This window comes from Citrobacter sp. B72 (genome assembly GCF_016894305.1).
Classification (GTDB): Bacteria; Pseudomonadota; Gammaproteobacteria; order Enterobacterales; family Enterobacteriaceae; genus Citrobacter; species Citrobacter portucalensis.
Map to the genome: position 1 here is coordinate 4,593,671 of NZ_CP069801.1, position 21,063 is coordinate 4,614,733.

Below are 21,063 nucleotides of genomic sequence, written 5' to 3' on the forward strand. Positions count from 1 at the left end.
AATACCCTACGTGAGGAAACGAGTATGCGTTTGAAGCCATTAGTAACCGCGCTCTGTGCTGGCGCCCTGCTTGCTGCAGCTCCGTTTGTGCAGGCAAAGGAACTGAAATCGATCGGCGTTACGGTAGGCGATCTGGCCAACCCGTTCTTCGTGCAGATCACCAAAGGCGCGGAGCTGGAAGCACGCAAGCTGGCAGGTGATAGCGTTAAAGTAACGCTGGTTTCCAGCGGTTACGATTTGGGGCAACAAGTGTCGCAAATCGACAACTTTATTGCCGCAAAAGTCGACATGATTATCCTTAACGCCGCCGACTCCAAAGGCATCGGCCCGGCGGTAAAACGCGCGAAAGACGCCGGGATCGTGGTGGTTGCCGTTGACGTGGCGGCGGAAGGCGCAGACGCGACCATTACCTCCGATAACACCCAGGCAGGTGAAATGGCCTGTAAATACATTACCGACCGCCTGAAAGGCAAAGGCAACGTCGTCATCATCAACGGGCCGCCGGTTTCCGCCGTCCAGAACCGCGTGGAAGGCTGCCAGACTGAGTTCAAACGCCACCCGGACATCAAGGTGCTGTCGCATAACCAAAACGCCAAAGGCAGTCGCGAAGGCGGGCTGGAGATCATGACCGCGTTGCTGGCGGCGAATCCGAAGATCGACGGCGTATTCGCCATTAACGATCCGACGGCGATCGGTGCCGATCTGGCGGCAAAACAGGCGCAGCGTAGCGAATTCTTTATTGTCGGCGTAGATGGATCCCCGGACGGTGAAGAAGCGCTTAAGCGCGAAAACTCACTATTTGTGGCGACTCCGGCGCAAGATCCGCAGGTGATGGCTGCCAAAGCGGTCGAAATCGGCTATGACATATTGCAGGGGAAACCCGCTCCGAAAGAACCCGTGCTAATCCCGGTGACGATGATCGATAAAAACAACGTCGGCAGTTATAAGGGTTGGACGGTTAAATAAATCCTGAACCGACTGATGCTCTCCTTGCATAAAGAGAGTCAAAGAAGCAAAAGCGCCCGTCAGGGCGCTTACCTCATAAAAACTGAGAGTAATAAATATCCATTTCCTCTTCTATATTATGACTCAGTATAAAAGAAAAAATCATAACCGCCGTGTAAATTACCGGAATACCAATAGCTAAAGGTGTAAACGTATACCAGGGGTGACTTTGGAACAGTTCCAGTGGTACGAGACTTACAAATCCCATACACCATAAAATAATTGCGCACAATTTTATGACTCTCCAATAATCATGGAAATCCAGCTTATCAAGTGCCGGACAAGATCCTGGATATTTAGCAGCTAGTATGCCGGATTGAATAGTATCTGCGGATGCACTGGCGAATAACTGATGGCCTTGACCATATTTTGCAGCATCCGCAGCCAACGCTAATACAACCCAGCGCTGAACCTCTGTGCTTCGCCCAGTAACGGCCTCCAGTTCATATCGACTATCGGCCAAAATGCTCGTTTTTGCGTTTTCTATCCCACTAAATAATACGAACTTTGACTGCTTATCCAGTGAGTTGAACCATAGTTTTTTAATTTTACTAACATCAACTTGCTGTGCAGAAAGATATGTACTTACGATTTCATCAAGATAGTAAGGGATACTGTCCATCATGCGTAATAAATATAAAGGTGTGTCTTTATCTTTAATCAGTTGTGTATTGGTAAAAATGAATGCATTAGCACTTTCAAAAAAATCAGAATTATTTTCATCATGCAATTCAACGGTAATAACCAGGTTATTTTCAGAGATATTTAAATCAACCCAGTCATTTATTAAAAAATAATCAGGGCATTTGTGAAGAATATTAATTTTTCCGACCTTATCGTTGGGGATGCTCAGACTTGCCAGCACCGCCTTGAAACTATTGCCGATAGTGTCATCCGCTCCCTTAACGTACAGCCAGGTAGTAAAAGGCCGATAATCCCTGACAAGAGAACATTTGAGGGGCTCTATCAACTGCCTTAGTACTTTATCAACTCTGGTGTCATCCATTGAGTCAACTTCAATATCAATGCGTAACGGCGTTGCAGAACCTGCTGGCGCTTCACCCTCTAGTTTCTGAATTTTTAATGCCAGTTCAGGCACCGGGAGAATGGATGAATAGTCTAAAAGAGGCAATGCCCGTATTGCCCAGTTTTTCCACTGGTTCATACCATACTTCTCAAGATAACCCGCATAGTAACATGGAAAAGATATAACACCGTAAGTGATTACCACCACACACCAGATTGCTAACACTATTAGCGACGGGATACCTATTGCATTCCATATCAGATCATCAGGAACTTTCTTGTCCTGCAACCAGCTGAATATATTGTACGTTATAAAAAACAGAAAGATAGCACAGCTAATGATCAGCATAATATTAAGCGGGAATTTTTCTGGTTCTTCATAGGGATTCTTGCTTGGTATCTTCCATTTCCTCATTTGCTTGTCCCCGCCGTTGGCAGTGTGGTTTTAATTGCACAACCACATGCGGCCCTACAGCCATCCACAACGACGCCTTTGCCGTCCATTGTCCAGGTTGGCTCAAAATCAAGTATTGGGAAGGTACCTTTGTGCAGAATACAAACCACAGTATCCCCCTGTAAAGCGACAGGAATTCCCATAAACTTGCTACCAGAAGCTTTATTGACATATCCGCCATTTTCCAGCGGATCGTTTAGCCTGATTACACCTTTCATATTATTTCCCTGTATCCATATCGCAGTGCATCCGGGTCCAGCCCTTATAGCCCACCACCTCCGGTTCTTTGTCCGGCAGGTTTTGATAGTTGGCCTTATAACCTTCCGTTAAATGGGCTAAAGATGCTTTCATAAACACCACCGTTCCCCAGGCGCGCCCTGGCGATTCAGGTCTCATATGGCCGTTCACATACTCGCCACCGGATTTATGCTTGCCTGGCCTGTAGAGATAATAGGTGTCATCAAAGTATTGATAATCTATACCCGGACCACCCGGCGCCAGACGCGTGTCGTCAAAAGGGTATGAGCTCATATACAAATGCCCCTGTGCAGTGGTAATAAATGCCTGATTATTAACCACCACTACTCTTTTTATTTCTTTTCCTTCAGGATAGTCGCGCATAATACCATCTGAGTTTCTCTCCAGCGCCGGGAAAGGAGCCATATATTTTGCGACCTGCCACGTTTGTCCGTAATCTTTAGATATTTTATATGCCCCTGGCTCCCACTCAGGCACAAGTATGTACTGTTCTGAGGGATGGATAAACTCACCCGAGAATACCCTATAGATTGGATTGCCATAAATTGATTTGTGGATCTTTCTTTTTATGTCATGGTAAACAACATATCCTTCACAATCATAACCGATCAACTCCAGGTAGCGATTATCATCAAACCGGTAAATTACCTGTGAGGGTGTTTTTTTTGTACAGGCAGCGATAGCACATAGCGAAATAGTTCCGATTATTATTTTTAACGCACTTCCCTTATTCATAATTTATCCTTAAACGTTAAGCGGTTTTGGCATATCCCATTGCAGATTATTTCCCTGCATCCATATCGCAGTGCATCCGGGTCCAGCCCTTATAGCCCACCACCTCCGGCTCTTTGTCCGGCAGGTTTTGATAATTCGCTTTTTCTGACTCAACAAGATTATCCAGTCCTTTTTTCATAAAAATAACCATACCCCACGCATACCCTGGAGATTCAGGTCTGATGTGGGCATTCACATACTTGCCACCGGATTTATGCTTGCCTGGCCTGTAGAGATAATAGGTGTCATCAAAGTATTGATAGTCTATACCTGGACCACCCGGCGCCAGACGCGGGTCGTCAAAAGGGTATGAGCTCAGATATAAATGCCCCTTCGCCGTGGTAATAAATGCCTGATTATTAACTACCACCACTCTTTTTATTTCTTTTCCTTCAGGTCTATCTACCATATTCCCATCAGAATTTTTCTCTTGCCCCTGAGATGGGGACATATACGTTGCGACCTGCCACGTTTGTCCGTAATCTTTAGATATTTTATATGCCCCAGGCTCCCATCGCGGTATCAGAATATACTTATCTGATGGATGAATATATACTCCGGAAAAGATCTGATACGTTGAATAAACGCCATTTACTAATTCCTTATGTATATTCCTTCTGGTATCATGATACCAAAGTGCACCTTCGCAATCGAAGCCCTTTAGTTCAAGATACCGGTTATCGTCATAACGATAAATAACTTGAGTTGGTATTTTTTTTGTACAGGCAGTGATAGCGAATAGTGAAACTGCGCCGATTAATACTCTTATCGTAATTCCTGGCTTCATAATTCATCCTTAAACGTTAAGCGGTTTTGGCATATCCCATTGCAGATTATTTCCCTGCATCCATATCGCAGTGCATCCGGGTCCAGCCCTTATAGCCCACCACCTCCGGCTCTTTGTCCGGCAGGTTTTGATAATTCGCTTTTTCTGACTCAACAAGATTATCCAGTCCTTTTTTCATAAAAATAACCATACCCCATGCATACCCTGGAGATTCAGGTCTGATGTGGGCATTCACATACTGGCCACCGGATTTATGCTTGCCTGGCCTGTAGAGATAATAGGTGTCATCAAAGTATTGATAATCTATACCCGGTCCACCCGGCGCCAGACGCGGGTCGTCAAAAGGATATGAACTCAGATATAAATGCCCCTGTGCAGTGGTAATAAATGCCTGATTATTAACTACCACCACTCTTTTTATTTCTTTTCCTTCAGGTCTGTCACGCATAATGCCGTCTGAGTTCCTCTCCAGCGACGGGAAAGAGGCCATATATGTTGCCACCTGCCACGTTTGTCCGTAATCTTTAGATATCAGATAAGCAGTCGGCTCCCAGTTTGGGATGAGTATATATTTATCAGAAGGGTGAATATAGGTTCCCGAGAAAATCCTGAAGGAAGCAAATCTTCCATCAATTAACTCTTTGTGAATATTTTTTTTACCATCGTGATACCAAAGTGCGCCCTCACAATTATAACCTTTTAACTCCAGATAACGATTATCGTCATAACGATAAATAACCTGTGAGGGTGTTTTTTTTGTACAGCCAGAGATAGCACATAGCGAAATAGTTCCGATTATTATTTTTAACGCACTTCCCTTATTCATAATTCATCCTTAAACATTAAGCGGCTTAGGCATATCCCATTGCAGATTATTTCCCTGCATCCATATCGCAGTGCATCCGGGTCCAGCCCTTATAGCCCACCACCTCCGGCTCTTTGTCCGGCAGGTTTTGATAGTTGGCCTTATAACCTTCCGTTAAATGGGCTAAAGATGCTTTCATAAATACCACCGTTCCCCAGGCATCACCTGGAGATTCAGGTCTTATATGGCCGTTCACATACTCGCCACCGGATTTATGCCTGCCAGGTCTGTAGAGATAATAGGTGTCATCAAAGTATTGATAGTCTATACCTGGACCACCCGGCGCCAGACGCGGGTCGTCAAAAGGGTATGAGCTCAGATATAAATGCCCCTTCGCCGTGGTAATAAATGCCTGATTATTAACTACCACCACTCTTTTTATTTCTTTTCCTTCAGGTCTATCTACCATATTCCCATCAGAATTTTTCTCTTGCCCCTGAGATGGGGACATATACGTTGCGACCTGCCACGTTTGTCCATAGTCTTTAGATATTGTGTATGCACCTGGCTCCCATCGCGGTATCAGAATATACTTATCTGACGAATGAATATATACTCCGGAAAATATCCGATACGTTGAATAAATGCCATTTACTAATTCTTTATGTATATTCCGCCTGATATCATGATACCAAAGCGCTCCCTCACAATTATAGCCTTTTAATTCCAGATATCGGTTATCATCATAGCGATAAATAATCTGTGAGGGTGTTTTTTTCGTACAGCCAGCGATAGCACATAGCGAAATAGTTCCGATTATTATTTTTAACGCACTTCCCTTATTCATAATTCATCCTTAAACATTAAGCGGTTTTGGCATATCCCATTGCAGATTGGGTGTCTCGGTATTATATATTTCATTATGTCTGGCAGGTTTAACCGTTGTTGAATGGCAATATTCGTTAACCACGCCAAACGCTCCTGTTGGTAAAATATCATCTGGCCTATTCATGAAATTTTTAGTATGGTCTTCGTTCAACTTTCCAGTACTATAATAATCAATAGCTTCCTGAAAACCATTACGCTTCATACGCCAGTCTCCGCGCAGGAGTAGCTCGGTCCAGAATTCTCCACAGCGGTGATCAAATGCCCTGCATATTCCCACCGCCAGATCGAAGGCCATCGCTTTCGCGGGGGCATCTCTCGACATAACAATAGAGGAATGCTGGCTGTAACCAATCCGCTCTGATTGCAGCCATTCTTTTTGCAGCTCATCCGGCGTTTTTTCATAAATCAACTGAACGGTCTTATTGTATCCCCCGCCCAGAACAACGCCTTTGGTATAAGGCTTACCATATTTTTTGGAGAACATCGCAAGTTCAGTTGGCGTTAATTCCTGGCCCGGCTGTAAAGAATCAAAACCGGCCCCGCTCAGCGTTCTGGTGTCGGTTTCAGTGCGCGCAATAACCGTGGCTTTTGCAGAAAATGAGATGTCCTGATCGGGTGAACCCGGCGCTATCGAATATTTATACTGACTTCCCGCGCCCTGTAACTGGTGTCTGAAGGTGACGGGGAGCTGCTCACCATTCACAACAACATCCGCAAATGTATATTGTCTGGTCGCCAGCGTATCCTGATCAAAACAACCTTTTTTTAACGCCGGCATTTCAAAAGGCACGCTCAGTGGGCTGCCGCCTATTTCCGGACCATTTTCACAGAAAACCCTCTGGCGCAGATTATCTATGCCGCTGGCAATGTTATGGGGGACTCCCCGCCAGCCCAATCCCTGGACGTTAAGTAATGAAACTACACTGTCATTGGGGCAAAAATAGTTATATACCTTGCCAAAGTTATTACGGGTATAAAGTTTATTCTTGCGCCATTGAGAATTGGTTTTACTCAGGCACAGCGCGCCTTCTAATTCATCGATCTCGGTTTGCGTGTGATATTCCCCTTTTCCATATCTGGCGTTGGTCGCCATCAACTGGCAGAAATTGCGGAACGTCTGCTGCCGGGCGCGATCCGTCTGGTGGTGTCCGGGCGTCATACCTTCAGCAGCCGTTTTTTCCAGTGCGTAGGGAGAATGGTTGAGAATCACGCAATCGGCGGGATCGGCACCAGTTGCTTTTACCAGCATATTGGCCAGCATGGTAATTATCGTTCCCTGGGAGTGCGCAATGATATTAATGGGGTCGTTTTCAGTAGGTTTATTATTTCGAATCATCAGGATTAAATCAGCCAGCCGCTGCGCGGCAAAAAACTGATAAATACGGTGCGGGTTATCATAAATAGGGTGCGTAAAATCCCCACCATTCAGATGAAATGAAGCAAATCCTGCCGTAGCGTTCGCTGGACCACCGGAGCCAGGGCCTAACATATCCGGAATAGTGGTTGTCGCATTGGCAAAGGTACCCCCGCCTTTGGCATACACATCGTCCAGCACGTTGCCGAAATTATCATTCTGATATTTCAAGGTGGTTTGGGGAATATGCCCCAGCTTTTCCAGCTTTGTGTTGTCATCTTCCTGATAGGCGTTGTAAGGCAGTTTTGCGGCGTCTCCTGATTTAGCCCGTTCTTCGCGATAACGCCGCTGGTCTTCTATATACGTCGCATGATCGACGGGTTTATATCCCCAATAAAATGGAATTACCGGGCTGCGTCCGGGCATTTTTACATTCTGCTGCTCGCCATCGCCCATATCCATTTTGTACTGCTGCCATTCATGCGGATACATATCCGTGCGGCCCATACGTTCATTCAGGCCAGCGATAATACCCTGCTCCTGATTCTGATAGGCCTCGCCCACATCGTTGACGCCGTGCACAAGGATCACAATGCAGGGCATGGAATACTTAACGGGCACGTCGCAGACAGCCATTTTTCCGCCCGTTGATTTAGGCACGCCCTGTACACCTGTCGCCACCACCCGTGGATTAAAGGGACTGTTACTCATTTGGCAAAATCTCCATTTTCATTTCGTCCATTTCAGTCATATCCAATAACGGCGTCATTCCTTCATCGTCAGTGACGCCTTCAATGGTTTCGCCTGATGCCTTAGTCAGTCTGAATTTTGTATTCTTCAGAACATCGTCTGGGTTGCCAGAGCCATGTAATTTAATGCGGCGATGAAACTGCTCCTCCTGAAAGACAGGGGTTTTATCTTTCGCCGACTCCGGTCCGCTCCAGTCAAGAGAGGTGCCTTTCAACTGCACTTTTGCGGGAGAGAATATTTTTACAGAGCCGTCTTCATTTATTCTGATACCGCCACCACCGCACAAAAGCTGGATATTCTTCCTGGCGCTGATGGTTACGTTGCCGTTCATACTCTGAATATGAAAATGCTTATCAGAAAGCAGGCCCATTTCGCCGCGCTGCGCCTGGACGGAAATATCATCTTTTGCGGCGATGATTTTGATTCCGATAGCTCTGCTGAAAAGTGACAGGCCCTGTCCAACGGCCATTGAGAGTTTTTTAAAGACGTTAAAACTGCCGTTGCTGGCGGCGTTTAGCGACAAATCTTTGTCTGCTGATAATGCCATCGTTTGTGGTGTCAGCAGGGCCATACCGTGATCGGCGTAGGCCACCAGTCCCGAACGGGTAAGCTGTTCAAGCGCAGCGTTAAGCTGCTGCTGCGGCCCCAATTCGACATTTAACGCCTGCGCCGTCAGCGCGCTTTGCTGAAGTGACGTTGCCAGCGTAAGCGCGTCCTGAAGCTGCTGAACCACTGCGCTCATATCAAGCTGCTTGCCCTGGGCTTTTGGCTGCGCCTCGGTCGTGAGTAATATCCCCTTTGCCGCCCTCAGGACCGCGCGGTCATCGGTGCGCAGTTCTGCGCCTTCGCCGCGCGGTTTACCGCCAGCATCAACCAGATGGCCCATGTTCAATTGCGTTTTGCCGTACTCGGTACTCAGTTTGACGTGTTCCTGCCCGCGCCGATCCTCCATTCGCAGCTTATTCAGACCCGCAGTACGGATGACGTTGCGGGTATTGTTGCGGCTGGTGACGGGGTCTGGCTTTGGAGCATGATGCAGGGCATGCGCAATGAAAGGTCTTTCCGGATCGCCGCCTTCAAACGCAATGGCAACCTCTGTGCCCTGGATGAGCGGAAAGTGATGACCATAAGTATCGCCGGCATAAACCCGCGCCAGACGAACGGGCATGCTTTCATAACCTTGCCTGTGCTGGTCGAGGTCAAAATCAAACTTCACCCAATATCGACCCTGCACATCGATATGAGCATATTTGTCATTGTCTATTGATGATGAAACGATCGCGGGAACAGTACCCGCAATACGTGGCCGGGGTAGCGGCTGAGGTCGAAAACAAACGTTCTGGTTGTAGGGAATACCGATAAGCCGGGACTGGAGCGCTGCATCTCGCCTCCCCGTCACCCGCATTGCCGTTACCACAAATCCAGAGTCGAAAGCATGTGGAATGGTACCGTCGATTTCCAGCACCATCCCCGGCACGATCGACGGACTGGTGGTCACACCGTTTAAAATGGACTGATTATTAAGAATAATTTCGTGATGCAGTTTGGCATAGAACCAGCTGGATTCACCTGGCTGCACCTCGGCAAATTGCGATCCCGGCTGATGATGGATATCCGCATAGCGATACTCTGTGCCATATGTCGTAGCCCTTTCCGCAGACACATCGGCGTCAGCATTTAGCATCAGCGAGTTTGCCAGCCTGTAATCAAAGTTCTTCGCCCTAACGTCTGCCGAGACAACATTGTGCTTTGATACCAGCTTATCGATCGAATAATCATTTGATGTCAGCCCAGCGTGGGATGAGTGCATAATCTTTTGATCAAAAATGTACTGGCATTGTGAATCACTGAAGATAACCACCATAATGTGCGAAACAGCATGATGATTTGCGATCCTGAACCAGATCCCAACTTCTGACAGGATGCGGCTGATAAACGCTAAATCCGACTCCTCCCACTGGACGATCATTTCCCGGTTGGGATAGATACAAACAAGATTATCAAAGTCGATTTCATAATCGGCAAAAGCATGTTCTTTGAGGATCTGCGTGACCAGTTTCGGCACATTTATGTTCAGGTAAATAGCCGAACGCTTGCGTCGTGAGAGTAATGCCAGCTTATGCTCCAGCCTGATTTCATACAGTGATTCATCCGCTGATGTACTAATAAGCGAAAATGACGTAATGACGCCTTCAATTTGCCGTTCATATAGCCACATCTCAGAACCTTGAATATATTTATTCCAGCTATGATTAGGTGCTCTGATTTTCAGCGAGCCTTCAATGTTAAGAAGTGAGTCAGGAGGGATGCTTTTTTGTTTTGATGTGAATGTAATTTTATAACTGTATGGTTTACTTAACTTTTCATGACCTTCAATTGTTTCAACATCCAGCAACCCTAACTTACTCTCGCCCCTTACGGAGAATAAATACTTATTGATACTCTCCTCTGAAACTATACCTTCAAGATTATAGAAACCCGAACCCTTTTTCATTATCGCATCCCTTGCAAAAAGAAAGTAATACATAAGAAATAAAGTCCAGTCAGCATATCAACAATAATAAAAAAAGGTTGTTTTTTTACTGAAAAAATCTGGAAAGTAAATTAATTATTATTAGTCAAACACGTAATATAATTACGACATATAAATAAACGATTAACTGACGCGATTTTAGATTCAATGAAATAATTTTTTAACAAAACGATTTATATAACGCCGCATTCGTTTTTCACCGTGAGGCAACGATCAAGCAGTCACATCCAAATGGTTCCAAAAACTGAGAGGGAACTAAAAAAACAAAACATTAACCCAATGATTTACAATAAAATTTATAGAAGCATTCTTTTTATTTATTTTTTTATTGAATAAATCACATCCTCCCATAAAAAAACACAATAAAATATAACTATTCCCTATTCTGCTGTGAGGGGAGAGGTAACTGGATTATGCCCATGTGTTCCTAAGGAAAGATTTTGGTTTTCTCCCTCTCCCTTTGAGAGAGGGCCGCATAAAGGTCATCTTATCAGCCACAGGAGAATCAATGAAACGCTCCGCAATAAACGAGATCCTTGGCCACACGCGCCAGTTTTTCTCTCAGCACGACGTGCATCTCCCCCCTTTTGCCAGCTTCCCCCCGACCCAATGGCGCAAGCTTGATGCCACAGCCTGGAGCGAAGTGTTCGACCTTAAGCTCGGTTGGGATGTCACCGCATTTGGCGGCAACAATTTCGCCGCGCAAGGGTTAACGCTGTTCACTCTGCGTAATGGCTCGCCGAAAGGAATGCCTTACGAGAAATGCTACGCCGAGAAAATCATGCATGTTCGCGATGCGCAGGTCACGCCGATGCATTTTCACTGGCGCAAACGCGAAGACATTATCAATCGCGGCGGCGGCAATTTAATTGTGGAACTGTGGAATGCGGGGATCCGGGAACAAACGGAGGAGACCGACGTGAGCGTAGTGATTGACGGCTGTCGGCAAACCCATGCAGCGGGCAGTCAGTTACGCCTGACGCCGGGTGAAAGCATCTGCCTGCCGCCGGGCCTGTATCACAGCTTCTGGGCGGAAGAAGGTTTTGGCGACGTGTTGGTCGGCGAGGTTTCTTCTGTTAATGACGACGACCACGATAACCACTTTCTGCAACCGATCGCCCGCTATAACGACATTGAAGAAGACGAGCCGGCGCAGCTGGTGCTGTGTAACGAATATCGCCTGTTCCGCTAACCAAGGAGCGCATTATGCCGTTGATATCTCTCGCTGATGGCCTTGCACATGCCCGTGAGCATCGCTATGCCTTAGGGGCATTTAATGTTCTGGATTCACACTTCCTGCGCGCGCTGTTTGCCGCGGCAAAGCAGGAACGTTCGCCGTTTATCATCAATATCGCCGAAGTACATTTTAAATATATCTCGCTGGATTCTCTGGTCGAGGCGGTCAAGTTCGAAGCCGCGCGGCATGACATTCCGGTGGTGCTAAACCTTGACCACGGCCTGCACTTTGAGTCGGTAGTTCGGGCACTACGCTTAGGGTTCAGTTCAGTGATGTTCGATGGCTCCACGCTGGAGTATGAAGAAAATATCCGCCAGACCCGCGAAGTGGTGAAAATGTGCCATGCCGTCGGCGTGTCGGTGGAAGCCGAACTGGGTGCGGTGGGCGGTGATGAGGGCGGCGCGCTGTACGGTCATGCCGACGAGTCGCTGTTTACCGACCCAATGATGGCGCGTGATTTCGTCGACAGAACCGGGATTGACGCGCTGGCGGTCGCCATTGGCAATGCCCACGGCAAATACAAAGGCGAACCGCTGCTCGACTTCCCGCGTCTGGACGCCATTCGCCAGCAGGCGGCAATCCCGCTGGTACTGCACGGCGGCTCCGGCATCAGCGACGACGATTTCAAGCGCGCGATTGAACTCGGCATTCACAAAATCAACTTCTATACCGGCATGTCGCAGGCGGCGCTGTCGGCGGTAGAAACACGGATGGCGAATCGCCAGCCGCTGTACGACGAATTCGCCGAACTGCTGCTCGGCATTGAAGAGGCCATTACCGATACCGTTTCGGAACAGATGCGCATTTTTGGCAGCGCGGGACGGGTCTGATGGAACGCAAAGGCGTTATCGCCGCAGGCAACATGCTGGTCGATCACGTGCATCAAATTGTGCAGTGGCCGGAACGTGGCTGGCTGGCGGAAATCACCCGTAGCGAACGCGCCACGGGCGGTGCGCCGCTTAATGTGCTGCTGACGCTGGCAAAAATGCACACTGGGCTGCCGTTGCAGGCGGTGGGGTTAATCGGTCAGGACAGCGACGGCGACTACATCATGGCGATGCTGGAGCAGTATCACGTTAATCGCCAACACGTGCAGCGCACCACATTCGCCCCCACGTCGATGTCGCAGGTGATGACCGATCCCAGCGGTCAGCGCACCTTTTTCCACTCGCCCGGTGCCAATCGGCTACTCGATCTGCCTGCGTTTGAGCAACTGGATACCTCGATGAAAATCTTCCATCTGGGATATCTGCTGCTGCTCGACAGTCTGGACATGCCGGATGAGGAGTTCGGGACGCGTAGCGCACGGCTGCTGGCGCAAATGCGCGACAACGGCTTTGAAACGTCGCTGGATCTGGTCTCACGCAAGGGCGACCCGCGCTATCAACCGCTGGTGATGCCAGCCCTGCGCCATCTAGACTATCTGGTGATTAACGAGCTGGAAGCCGGGGAGTTCAGCGGGCTGGAGATCCGCCAGCCCAACGGCGAACTGCATATTGCGCACATCGCCACCGCCGCACGCGAATTATTGGATGCAGGTGTACGCCAGCGGGTGGTGATCCACTGTCCGGAAGGTGCCTGGGGTGAAGCGCCGGATCTGCCGGGCGTCTGGATCCCGTCGCAGTACCTGGCGCAGGAGGAGATCGTTGGCAGCGTCGGGGCGGGAGATGCGTTTTGCGCTGGATTTTTGTATGGCTGTCATGAGCGCTGGTCGCTGACGGACAGCGTCAGGTTGGCACACGCCTGTGCGCGGGCAAGCTTGCTGTGCGCGAATGCGATAGATGGCGCGAAGACGCTGGCAGAGTTGAAAGCAGAAATGGCTGACGCCTGATGCGCTACGCTTATCAGGCCTACGGAGTTGTTATCGCTTTTGTAGGCCGGATAAGGCGTTTACGCCGCATCCGGCAACTGCACACGTTCACGCCGCCTTATCGTGATGTTGCACGTCGGCGGCAAACACATAACCCAGCCCGCGCAGGGTTTTGATCAACATTGGCTGGTGCGGGTTGTTCTCTATTTTTCGCCGCAGCCGCATGATTAACACGTCAATAGTGCGGTCAAACACCTCAACGCTGTCGCTGCGCGTCAGCTCCAGCAGTTGTTCCCGGCTCAGCACCCGCCGGGCATTTTGGGCCAGCGCCAACAGCAGGCTGTATTCCCCTTGCGTCAACTCCACCTTCAACTGCTGGGGATTATGTAACTGGCAACCGGCGGTATCGAGATGCCAGCCATTAAAAGAAAGCCCCGTGGTCTGTGGGCCGCCGCTTTCTGCCGTTAACACGCCAACGCGTCTGAGCACCGCCTTTACCCGCGCCACCAGCACCCGCGCATTGAACGGCTTACCGATATAGTCGTCAGCCCCCATTTCCAGCCCGACAACCACATCCGACTCGCTGCCTAAGCCCGTCAGCATGACTACCGGTAATCCGGGCCTCATCTTCTGCACCTGTTGTAGCACCATCAGACCGTTAATATCGGGCAACATCATATCCAGTAATACCAGAGCGATATCCGGCTGAGTCTCAATGCAGCGCAGCGCCTCCTGCCCGGTGTGACAGGCGGTCACCGTAAAGACGTGTTCGCTCAGCACATCCTGTAAAAGCGTGCAGACAGCGATGTCATCATCCACAACCAGTATGGCTGGCTTCATTGTTTTTCCCCATTTCTGGCCAACTTAAATGAGTGTGATTGATTCTGCACAGAGTGACAGCGATAAGGCACAAGGATGTGCGGGAAACATAACCTCGGTCACACTGCCGGGGCGTCACGTATTGGAGATTCGTCACGTCAAATATGACGACAGCCTGTTTTTCGTCAGGGTTTTGCGCAAAATTCGCCCGTAATATCGACTAATGCCCCTGATAAAAACATGGCATAAAAGATGCATAACAAAAACGACAAGCGCGTATGCGCGATTTGATTAACTGGAGCGAGACCGATGAAAAAAGTCGTCACGGTTTGCCCATATTGCGCATCAGGTTGCAAAATCAACCTGGTGGTCGATAACGGCAAAATCGTCCGGGCTGAAGCGGCGCAGGGGAAAACCAACCAGGGTACCCTGTGTCTGAAGGGCTACTATGGCTGGGATTTTATCAATGATACCCAGATCCTGACCCCTCGTCTGAAAACCCCTATGATCCGTCGCCAGCGTGGCGGCAAACTGGAATCTGTTTCCTGGGATGAAGCGCTGAATTACGTCGCCGATCGCCTGAGCGCCATCAAAGCGAAGTACGGCCCGGACGCTATTCAGACGACCGGTTCATCTCGCGGTACAGGTAACGAAACCAACTATGTAATGCAAAAATTCGCGCGCGCCGTTATTGGTACCAATAACGTTGACTGCTGCGCTCGCGTCTGACACGGCCCATCGGTTGCAGGTCTGCACCAATCGGTCGGTAACGGCGCAATGAGTAATGCTATCAATGAAATTGATAACACGGATTTAGTGTTCATCTTCGGGTATAACCCGGCGGATTCCCACCCGATCGTGGCGAATCACGTGATTAATGCTAAACGTAACGGGGCGAAAATCATCGTCTGCGATCCGCGCAAAATTGAAACCGCGCGTATTGCCGACATGCACATCGCGTTGAAAAACGGCTCGAACATCGCGCTGCTCAACGCCATGGGGCATGTCATCATCGAAGAAAAACTGTACGACCAGGCGTTCGTCGCCTCCCGTACGGAAGGATTCGAAGAGTACAGCAAGATCGTCGAAGGCTATACGCCGGAGTCTGTCGAAGATATCACGGGCGTTAGCGCGCAGGATATTCGTCAGGCTGCACGTATGTATGCCACGGCGAAAAGCGCGGCAATCCTGTGGGGCATGGGTGTTACCCAGTTCTATCAGGGCGTGGAAACCGTGCGTTCACTGACCAGCCTCGCAATGCTGACCGGCAACCTCGGTAAGCCGAGCGTGGGCGTTAACCCGGTTCGTGGGCAGAACAACGTTCAGGGCGCATGTGACATGGGCGCGCTGCCGGATACCTATCCGGGCTATCAGTATGTGAAAGATCCGGCTAACCGCGAGAAGTTCGCTAAAGCCTGGGGCGTGGAAAGTCTGCCTGCTCATACCGGTTATCGCATCAGCGAACTGCCGCACCGTGCAGCGCATGGCGAAGTCCGCGCGGCGTACATCATGGGTGAAGATCCATTACAAACCGATGCTGAACTCTCCGCAGTGCGCAAAGGCTTTGAGGATCTGGAACTGGTTATCGTGCAGGATATCTTCATGACCAAAACTGCCGCTGCCGCAGACGTTATTTTACCGTCTACGTCATGGGGTGAGCATGAAGGCGTATTCTCCGCAGCTGACCGTGGCTTCCAGCGCTTCTTTAAAGCCGTTGAGCCGAAGTGGGATCTGAAAACGGACTGGCAGATTATCAGTGAAATCGCCACCCGTATGGGCTATCCGATGCACTACAACAACACCCAGGAAATCTGGGACGAGTTGCGTCATCTGTGCCCGGATTTCTATGGTGCCACTTACGAGAAAATGGGCGAACTGGGTTATATCCAGTGGCCTTGCCGCGAGACCTCAGAAGCCGACCAGGGTACGTCTTATCTCTTCAAAGAGAAGTTCGACACCCCGAACGGCCTGGCGCAGTTCTTCACCTGCGACTGGGTAGCGCCAATCGACAAACTCACTGAGGAGTACCCGATGGTACTGTCTACAGTGCGTGAAGTCGGCCACTACTCTTGCCGTTCGATGACCGGTAACTGTGCGGCGTTGGCCGCGCTGGCGGATGAACCGGGCTATGCCCAGATCAACACCGCCGACGCAGAACGCCTGGGCATCCAGGATGAAGAGCTGGTGTGGGTGAACTCGCGTAAAGGCCGGGTCATTACCCGTGCGGCAGTCAGCGATCGTCCAAACAAAGGCGCGATTTACATGACCTACCAGTGGTGGATTGGTGCATGTAATGAACTGGTAACCGAGAACTTAAGTCCGATTACCAAAACGCCGGAGTACAAGTACTGTGCTGTAAACGTTGAACGCATTGCCGATCAGCGCGCTGCCGAGCAGTATGTCATTGATGAGTACACCAAGCTGAAAGCCAGCCTGCGCGAAAGCGCGATGGGTTAAGCTTCCCCTGACGGCCTCCATTCGGAGGCCGTTTTTTTATGCACATAATCTCTCTATACTGTTCATTCCCTACACTAAATCTAAATATAAGATGAAACGACTTTTCGCCTTGATGGTGTTAATGACATGCTTTGTCCATGCCGAAGAGCCCGGTAGTCAGTTTTTGAAAGCCGCCGAGTCCGGGGACCGACGTGCACAATATTTCCTCGCTGATACCTGGTTTAGCTCAGGCGATTTGGGTAAAGCGGAATATTGGGCGCAAAAAGCCGCCGACAATGGTGATGCCGATGCTTACGCATTGCTGGCACAGATTAAGATTACCAATCCGGTCAGTCTGGATTACCCCCAGGCCAAAACGCTGGCGGAAAAAGCGACCCAGGCAGGCAGTAAAACCGGGGAAATTACGCTGGCGCGTATTCTGGTCAACACTCAGGCTGGACACACCGATTACCCCAAAGCCATTACCTTGCTGCAAAACGCCTCCGAGGACCTGGAAAACGACTCCGCCGTCGACGCGCAAATGCTGCTTGGGCTGATTTACGCCAACGGCGTGGGTATTCCCGCAGACGATGAGAAAGCGACGTGGTATTTCAAACGTAGCTCAGCCATCTCCCGCACCGGTTATTCCGAATACTGGGCCGGGATGATGTTCTTAAACGGTGAGCAGGGTTTTATCGTGAAGAATAAACAGAAGGCATTGCACTGGCTGAATCTGAGCTGTACGGAAGGATTCGATACCGGCTGCGAAGAGTTTGAAAAGTTAACCAACGGGTAGTCGTTGTAGGCCTGATAAGCGTAGCGCCATCAGGCAACCCGGAGCAGGTTGCCGGATGGCGGCGTTGCCTTATCTGGCCTACAAGGCGGTTTTATCAAATTTACCTAATACTTCGCGCTCATAGGCCAGCGCTTTTTTGCGGTCAAATTTGTGCTCCCACTTGGAGATAACCAGCACCGCCAGTGCGTTACCCACCACGTTCAGCGCGGTACGCGCCATGTCGAGGATACGGTCAACACCAGCAATAAACGCCAGGCCTTCCAGCGGGATCCCCACGCTGCCCAGCGTTGCCAGCAGCACCACGAATGATACGCCCGGCACGCCCGCAATCCCTTTCGAGGTCACCATCAACGTCAACACCAGCACGATTTCCTGCCACAGCGACAGGTCGATACCGTACAGCTGTGCAATAAAGATCGCAGCAATACTCTGGTACAGCGTTGAACCATCAAGGTTGAATGAGTAGCCGGTCGGCACCACAAAGCTGGTGATTGAAGCTGGCGCGCCATAGGCTTCCATCTTCTCGATAATACGCGGCAGTACGCTCTCGGAGCTGGCGGTAGAGTAAGCCAGAATCAACTCGTCTTTCAGAATGCGGATCAGGATCCAGATGCTCAAACCGCAGATACGCGCGACAATCCCCAGCACCACCAGCGCGAAGAACAGGATGGCAAAGTGCACCAACAGCACCAGCTTCGCCAGCGGCCACAGAGAGGCAAAACCGAAGTTCGCGACGGTAACGGCAATCAGCGCGAAAACGCCGACTGGCGCATAGCGCATAACCATGTGGGTCACTTTAAACATGGTTTCGGAAATAGAGCGGAACACGGTAACCAGCGGCTCGCGGTGAGTTGCCGGCAGGGAAGACAAGCCTAAACCGAACAGCACCGAGAAGAAGATAATCGGCAGCATATCGCCTTTTGCCATTGAGGCGACGATATTGGTCGGCACCAGTGACAAAATTGTCCCCATCAAACCATGCGCGTGGCTCTGTACTTCTGCAGTCGTGCTTTGATATTTCGAAATATCCACGGTCGCCAGTTGCGACATATCAATCCCGGAACCCGGCTGGAACACATTAGCCAGCGTGATCCCAAGGATAATCGCCACGGTGGTGATCACTTCGAAATAGAGAATAGTTTTGGCGCCAATGCGGCCCAGCTGTTTTGCATCACCGACTCCGGCAATACCGACAACCAGCGTAGAGATGACAATGGGCACAACGATCATTTTGATCAGATGGATAAAGATATCGCCCGCCGGTGACAGCAGGTTTACAACCAGCCATTCACGGCTGTCGCTATGGTAATGCAGGTAACTCCCTAGCAGAATGCCCAGCACCATGGCGATTAGAATCTGCCATGCCAGGCTGACTTTCAAATTTTTCATAACAACGGACTTCCTCGATGGAGCGCTATTCCACATGCGGTGCGTGGGAATAGTACATACTGAAAGGGTATGAATTGTGTTGCGTTCGTTTATGGAGTTTTTTAACGCTTATTATCATTATCATCTGCATGGCATTCCGCGCAACCCTCTAAGAACAGGGCTTTTGGCTGATTTTATGCATAAAAATGCAATTTTATCGCGGTATTGATGAATAACTTTTTGTTATAAAAGAATTTTAATATGTTCAAAAATGAAGAAGTCATGGTGTGAGTTTTTTTCGCCCATTTGTTCGTTTGCCTGTTTTTTAAACAGGCCAAATGATACAAATCACAAAAAAAACAAATTTATTTTTGCCGATTCTGCAATAACTTCGCCATATTAATAGAGTCAACGAGCTGTGCCCGGTTCACCCTAGGCGAATTTAAATCCATAACCTTTTGCCACACTGAAATAGCCTGGGCGTAGTCTGCCTGCATAAACGCATCTGAGGCTAACAGCATCAGCGCGGTGACCTCTGCCGGGTCCAGCGCCAGAGCCTTATCAATCATCTCGCGAGTGGGCGGCGTCATATGTTGTCCGGCCTGGTAATACAATACCGTTGCCATCGCTGAATAGATCTCAGCATTTTCACCGCCGACACGCAGCGCCTGTTCGTAGGCCAGCAGCGCATTATGATACGCATTTTGCCAAAGATAGTACTCCCCGAGTTGCGCCCATTTCACGCCGTCCTGGGGATTAGCGCGAATCTGCGATTGCAGCAAAAGCAACTGTTTTTCCTGAACATTTTCATCGGAGAAAGCATGTAAAGGGTCTGCCAGTCTCGTTTGCTCCTGACGAACCGCCTGCCATTTTGGCGTCAACAAGTAGCCTCCAATGCAGGCCACAACCATCAGCACCGCCGCAGCGGTCAGCCGCTTCACAGGCATTGGGCGTAACAGCGGTTCGGACTGGTTCATTGTTCACCTTCCTCCGTATGCTGACGTCTTCTCACTCGCCAGACCACCACGCCTACCAGCAATAACAACAGGCACGGTAACGCCCACAGCAGCAGCGTTTGCTCATTCAGCGGCGGATTATAACGAACGAAGTCACCGTAACGCTCGGTCATCCATGTCGTGATCTCGGCTTCGCTTTTCCCCTCCGCCACCATGCTATAAACCTGATGGCGCATACTGACCGCTACCGGCGCATTGGATTCCAGTAGGTTTTGGTTCTGACACTGTGGGCAGCGAAGCTGGCTGGCAATGGACAGCGCTTGTTCCTGCTGTTGCGGATTTTCAAAGCGCCAGGTATCCACAACCTGGGCATGTGTAGCGAAAGTGATGAAAAACAGGACGAGCGTTAAGAGTAAAAACTTTTTGCCGGATGGCGCTGCGCTTATCCGGCCTACGGTTCGCGCTACCTGTAGGCCGGATAAGGCGTTTACGCCGCCATCCGGCAACGTTGTAATTAATTTACGCATCGCGCTTTCTCCCTCGCCATCCGCTCAGCAGCGCGCCAAAGACCATTAATAGTCCCCCACCCCAAATCCAGCGCACGCCGGTCTGCACGTACAAACGCATGGCATAGCGGTCAGGTCCGGTTTTTTCACCCATTACCGCATACCAGTCATGCATCAGGTTCCAGCGGATCCCCGGCTCCATCATCTGTTGACGGCGCGCGGCATAGAAGCGCCTTTCAGGTTGCAGGCTGCCAATACGTTTCTCATTGTGCCACAGCGTGATCTGCGCTTTTTCACTGGTGTAGTTACCTTTGGCTTCCAGGTCGAGACGCTCAAAACGGAATCTATGGTCACTCCCGTTTTTGCAACACCGATTTTGACGACAAGTTGGCTTGCTTGAATCTATCCGGCGTCTGAATGGGATTTTATTCCCGCGCCTTGATGAGTTCCGCGCCTGATGAACCTCCAGAAAATATACGGCTTCAATGAGCCTTTCCGTTT

General features: G+C 49.7%; 17 protein-coding genes and 1 pseudogene. 6 read left to right on the plus strand and 12 right to left on the minus strand.

All coding sequences use genetic code 11. The features are described 5' to 3' along the window. Nucleotides 1-24: 24 nt before the first annotated feature. Nucleotides 25-966: an ABC transporter substrate-binding protein gene (locus JQN59_RS22035; RefSeq protein WP_003826688.1), complete on the plus strand. Its 942-nt coding sequence runs from the start codon at nt 25-27 to the stop codon at nt 964-966. Between the two features lie 73 nt (nt 967-1,039). On the opposite strand, the gene JQN59_RS22040 is transcribed toward JQN59_RS22035, so the two are convergent. Genes JQN59_RS22040 through JQN59_RS22075 form a run of 8 tightly spaced genes read right to left on the minus strand, consistent with a single transcriptional unit; the run spans nt 1,040 to nt 10,628 of the window. Further along, on the minus strand, nt 1,040-2,446 hold the full coding sequence (locus tag JQN59_RS22040; protein ID WP_149608177.1) for a hypothetical protein: 1,407 nt from the start codon (nt 2,444-2,446) through the stop codon (nt 1,040-1,042). Continuing rightward, on the minus strand, nt 2,443-2,703 hold the full coding sequence (locus tag JQN59_RS22045) for a PAAR domain-containing protein (protein ID WP_003826683.1): 261 nt from the start codon (nt 2,701-2,703) through the stop codon (nt 2,443-2,445). Before JQN59_RS22045 ends, JQN59_RS22040 begins: the two co-directional genes overlap by 4 nt. 1 nt (nt 2,704) lies before the next feature. Beyond that, nucleotides 2,705-3,478 carry a T6SS immunity protein Tli3 family protein gene (locus tag JQN59_RS22050; RefSeq protein WP_149608176.1) on the minus strand — a complete coding sequence of 258 codons (774 nt, stop codon included), beginning with the start codon at nt 3,476-3,478 and terminating at the stop codon, nt 2,705-2,707. A gap of 46 nt (nt 3,479-3,524) precedes the next feature. Next, nucleotides 3,525-4,304 carry a T6SS immunity protein Tli3 family protein gene (locus JQN59_RS22055; protein WP_204528149.1) on the minus strand — a complete coding sequence of 260 codons (780 nt, stop codon included), beginning with the start codon at nt 4,302-4,304 and terminating at the stop codon, nt 3,525-3,527. Between the two features lie 46 nt (nt 4,305-4,350). Next, nucleotides 4,351-5,130, minus strand: coding sequence for a T6SS immunity protein Tli3 family protein (locus JQN59_RS22060; protein ID WP_149607428.1), 780 nt, complete (start codon nt 5,128-5,130; stop codon nt 4,351-4,353). 46 nt (nt 5,131-5,176) lie between these two features. Then, on the minus strand, nt 5,177-5,956 hold the full coding sequence (locus JQN59_RS22065) for a T6SS immunity protein Tli3 family protein (RefSeq protein ID WP_149607429.1): 780 nt from the start codon (nt 5,954-5,956) through the stop codon (nt 5,177-5,179). Between the two features lie 9 nt (nt 5,957-5,965). After that, nucleotides 5,966-8,062 (minus strand): T6SS effector phospholipase Tle3 domain-containing protein, encoded by a 2,097-nt coding sequence (locus JQN59_RS22070; protein ID WP_149607430.1) that lies wholly within the window; start codon nt 8,060-8,062, stop codon nt 5,966-5,968. After that, a complete protein-coding gene (locus JQN59_RS22075) occupies nt 8,055-10,628 on the minus strand; it encodes a type VI secretion system Vgr family protein (protein ID WP_248281681.1) in 2,574 nt (857 codons plus the stop codon). Before JQN59_RS22075 ends, JQN59_RS22070 begins: the two co-directional genes overlap by 8 nt. A 514-nt stretch (nt 10,629-11,142) precedes the next feature. Here JQN59_RS22075 and JQN59_RS22080 point away from each other — a divergent pair. Genes JQN59_RS22080 through JQN59_RS22090 form a run of 3 tightly spaced genes read left to right on the plus strand, consistent with a single transcriptional unit; the run spans nt 11,143 to nt 13,702 of the window. Next, nucleotides 11,143-11,826, plus strand: coding sequence for a D-lyxose/D-mannose isomerase (locus tag JQN59_RS22080; protein ID WP_008786945.1), 684 nt, complete (start codon nt 11,143-11,145; stop codon nt 11,824-11,826). A 14-nt stretch (nt 11,827-11,840) separates the two neighbouring features. After that, nucleotides 11,841-12,701, plus strand: coding sequence for a ketose 1,6-bisphosphate aldolase (locus JQN59_RS22085; RefSeq protein ID WP_003826670.1), 861 nt, complete (start codon nt 11,841-11,843; stop codon nt 12,699-12,701). Next, on the plus strand, nt 12,698-13,702 hold the full coding sequence (locus tag JQN59_RS22090) for a carbohydrate kinase family protein (protein ID WP_100247236.1): 1,005 nt from the start codon (nt 12,698-12,700) through the stop codon (nt 13,700-13,702). Before JQN59_RS22085 ends, JQN59_RS22090 begins: the two co-directional genes overlap by 4 nt. Nucleotides 13,703-13,789: 87 nt before the next feature. Here JQN59_RS22090 and JQN59_RS22095 read toward each other — a convergent pair whose 3' ends face one another. Beyond that, nucleotides 13,790-14,521, minus strand: a complete 732-nt coding sequence (locus tag JQN59_RS22095; protein ID WP_008786942.1) for a response regulator transcription factor — start codon at nt 14,519-14,521, stop codon at nt 13,790-13,792. Nucleotides 14,522-14,809: 288 nt separating this feature from the next. On the opposite strand from JQN59_RS22095, the gene fdhF reads away from it, so the two are divergent. Both fdhF and yjcO read left to right on the plus strand, forming a co-directional pair. Next, nucleotides 14,810-16,957 (plus strand): formate dehydrogenase subunit alpha, encoded by a 2,148-nt coding sequence (gene fdhF / locus JQN59_RS22100; RefSeq protein WP_149607432.1) that lies wholly within the window; start codon nt 14,810-14,812, stop codon nt 16,955-16,957. Between the two features lie 91 nt (nt 16,958-17,048). Then, nucleotides 17,049-17,732, plus strand: a complete 684-nt coding sequence (gene yjcO, locus JQN59_RS22105; RefSeq protein ID WP_048215118.1) for a Sel1 family TPR-like repeat protein YjcO — start codon at nt 17,049-17,051, stop codon at nt 17,730-17,732. Nucleotides 17,733-17,810: 78 nt separating this feature from the next. Here yjcO and gltP read toward each other — a convergent pair whose 3' ends face one another. From gltP to nrfF, 3 genes and pseudogenes are all read right to left on the minus strand, one after another. Then, entirely contained in the window at nt 17,811-19,121 is a 1,311-nt protein-coding gene (gene gltP / locus JQN59_RS22110; protein WP_020996087.1) for a glutamate/aspartate:proton symporter GltP, read from the minus strand. Between the two features lie 344 nt (nt 19,122-19,465). Further along, entirely contained in the window at nt 19,466-20,077 is a 612-nt protein-coding gene (nrfG, locus tag JQN59_RS22115; RefSeq protein ID WP_003826658.1) for a heme lyase NrfEFG subunit NrfG, read from the minus strand. Next, a pseudogene (gene nrfF, locus JQN59_RS27050) lies at nt 20,074-20,911 on the minus strand (heme lyase NrfEFG subunit NrfF); the annotation flags it as partial. The pseudogene nrfF and the gene nrfG, both read right to left, overlap by 4 nt. Between the last annotated feature and the right edge of the window lie 152 nt (nt 20,912-21,063).

What these genes read in the sequence shown, in the direction of transcription:
- JQN59_RS22035 (WP_003826688.1), top strand. Translation starts at nt 25, where the DNA reads ATGCGTTTGAAGCCATTAGTAACCGCGCTCTGTGCTGGCGCCCTGCTT.
- JQN59_RS22040 (WP_149608177.1), bottom strand. Translation starts at nt 2,446, where the DNA reads ATGAGGAAATGGAAGATACCAAGCAAGAATCCCTATGAAGAACCAGAA.
- JQN59_RS22045 (WP_003826683.1), bottom strand. Translation starts at nt 2,703, where the DNA reads ATGAAAGGTGTAATCAGGCTAAACGATCCGCTGGAAAATGGCGGATAT.
- JQN59_RS22050 (WP_149608176.1), bottom strand. Translation starts at nt 3,478, where the DNA reads ATGAATAAGGGAAGTGCGTTAAAAATAATAATCGGAACTATTTCGCTA.
- JQN59_RS22055 (WP_204528149.1), bottom strand. Translation starts at nt 4,304, where the DNA reads ATGAAGCCAGGAATTACGATAAGAGTATTAATCGGCGCAGTTTCACTA.
- JQN59_RS22060 (WP_149607428.1), bottom strand. Translation starts at nt 5,130, where the DNA reads ATGAATAAGGGAAGTGCGTTAAAAATAATAATCGGAACTATTTCGCTA.
- JQN59_RS22065 (WP_149607429.1), bottom strand. Translation starts at nt 5,956, where the DNA reads ATGAATAAGGGAAGTGCGTTAAAAATAATAATCGGAACTATTTCGCTA.
- JQN59_RS22070 (WP_149607430.1), bottom strand. Translation starts at nt 8,062, where the DNA reads ATGAGTAACAGTCCCTTTAATCCACGGGTGGTGGCGACAGGTGTACAG.
- JQN59_RS22075 (WP_248281681.1), bottom strand. Translation starts at nt 10,628, where the DNA reads ATGTATTACTTTCTTTTTGCAAGGGATGCGATAATGAAAAAGGGTTCG.
- JQN59_RS22080 (WP_008786945.1), top strand. Translation starts at nt 11,143, where the DNA reads ATGAAACGCTCCGCAATAAACGAGATCCTTGGCCACACGCGCCAGTTT.
- JQN59_RS22085 (WP_003826670.1), top strand. Translation starts at nt 11,841, where the DNA reads ATGCCGTTGATATCTCTCGCTGATGGCCTTGCACATGCCCGTGAGCAT.
- JQN59_RS22095 (WP_008786942.1), bottom strand. Translation starts at nt 14,521, where the DNA reads ATGAAGCCAGCCATACTGGTTGTGGATGATGACATCGCTGTCTGCACG.
- yjcO (WP_048215118.1), top strand. Translation starts at nt 17,049, where the DNA reads ATGAAACGACTTTTCGCCTTGATGGTGTTAATGACATGCTTTGTCCAT.
- gltP (WP_020996087.1), bottom strand. Translation starts at nt 19,121, where the DNA reads ATGAAAAATTTGAAAGTCAGCCTGGCATGGCAGATTCTAATCGCCATG.
- nrfG (WP_003826658.1), bottom strand. Translation starts at nt 20,077, where the DNA reads ATGAACCAGTCCGAACCGCTGTTACGCCCAATGCCTGTGAAGCGGCTG.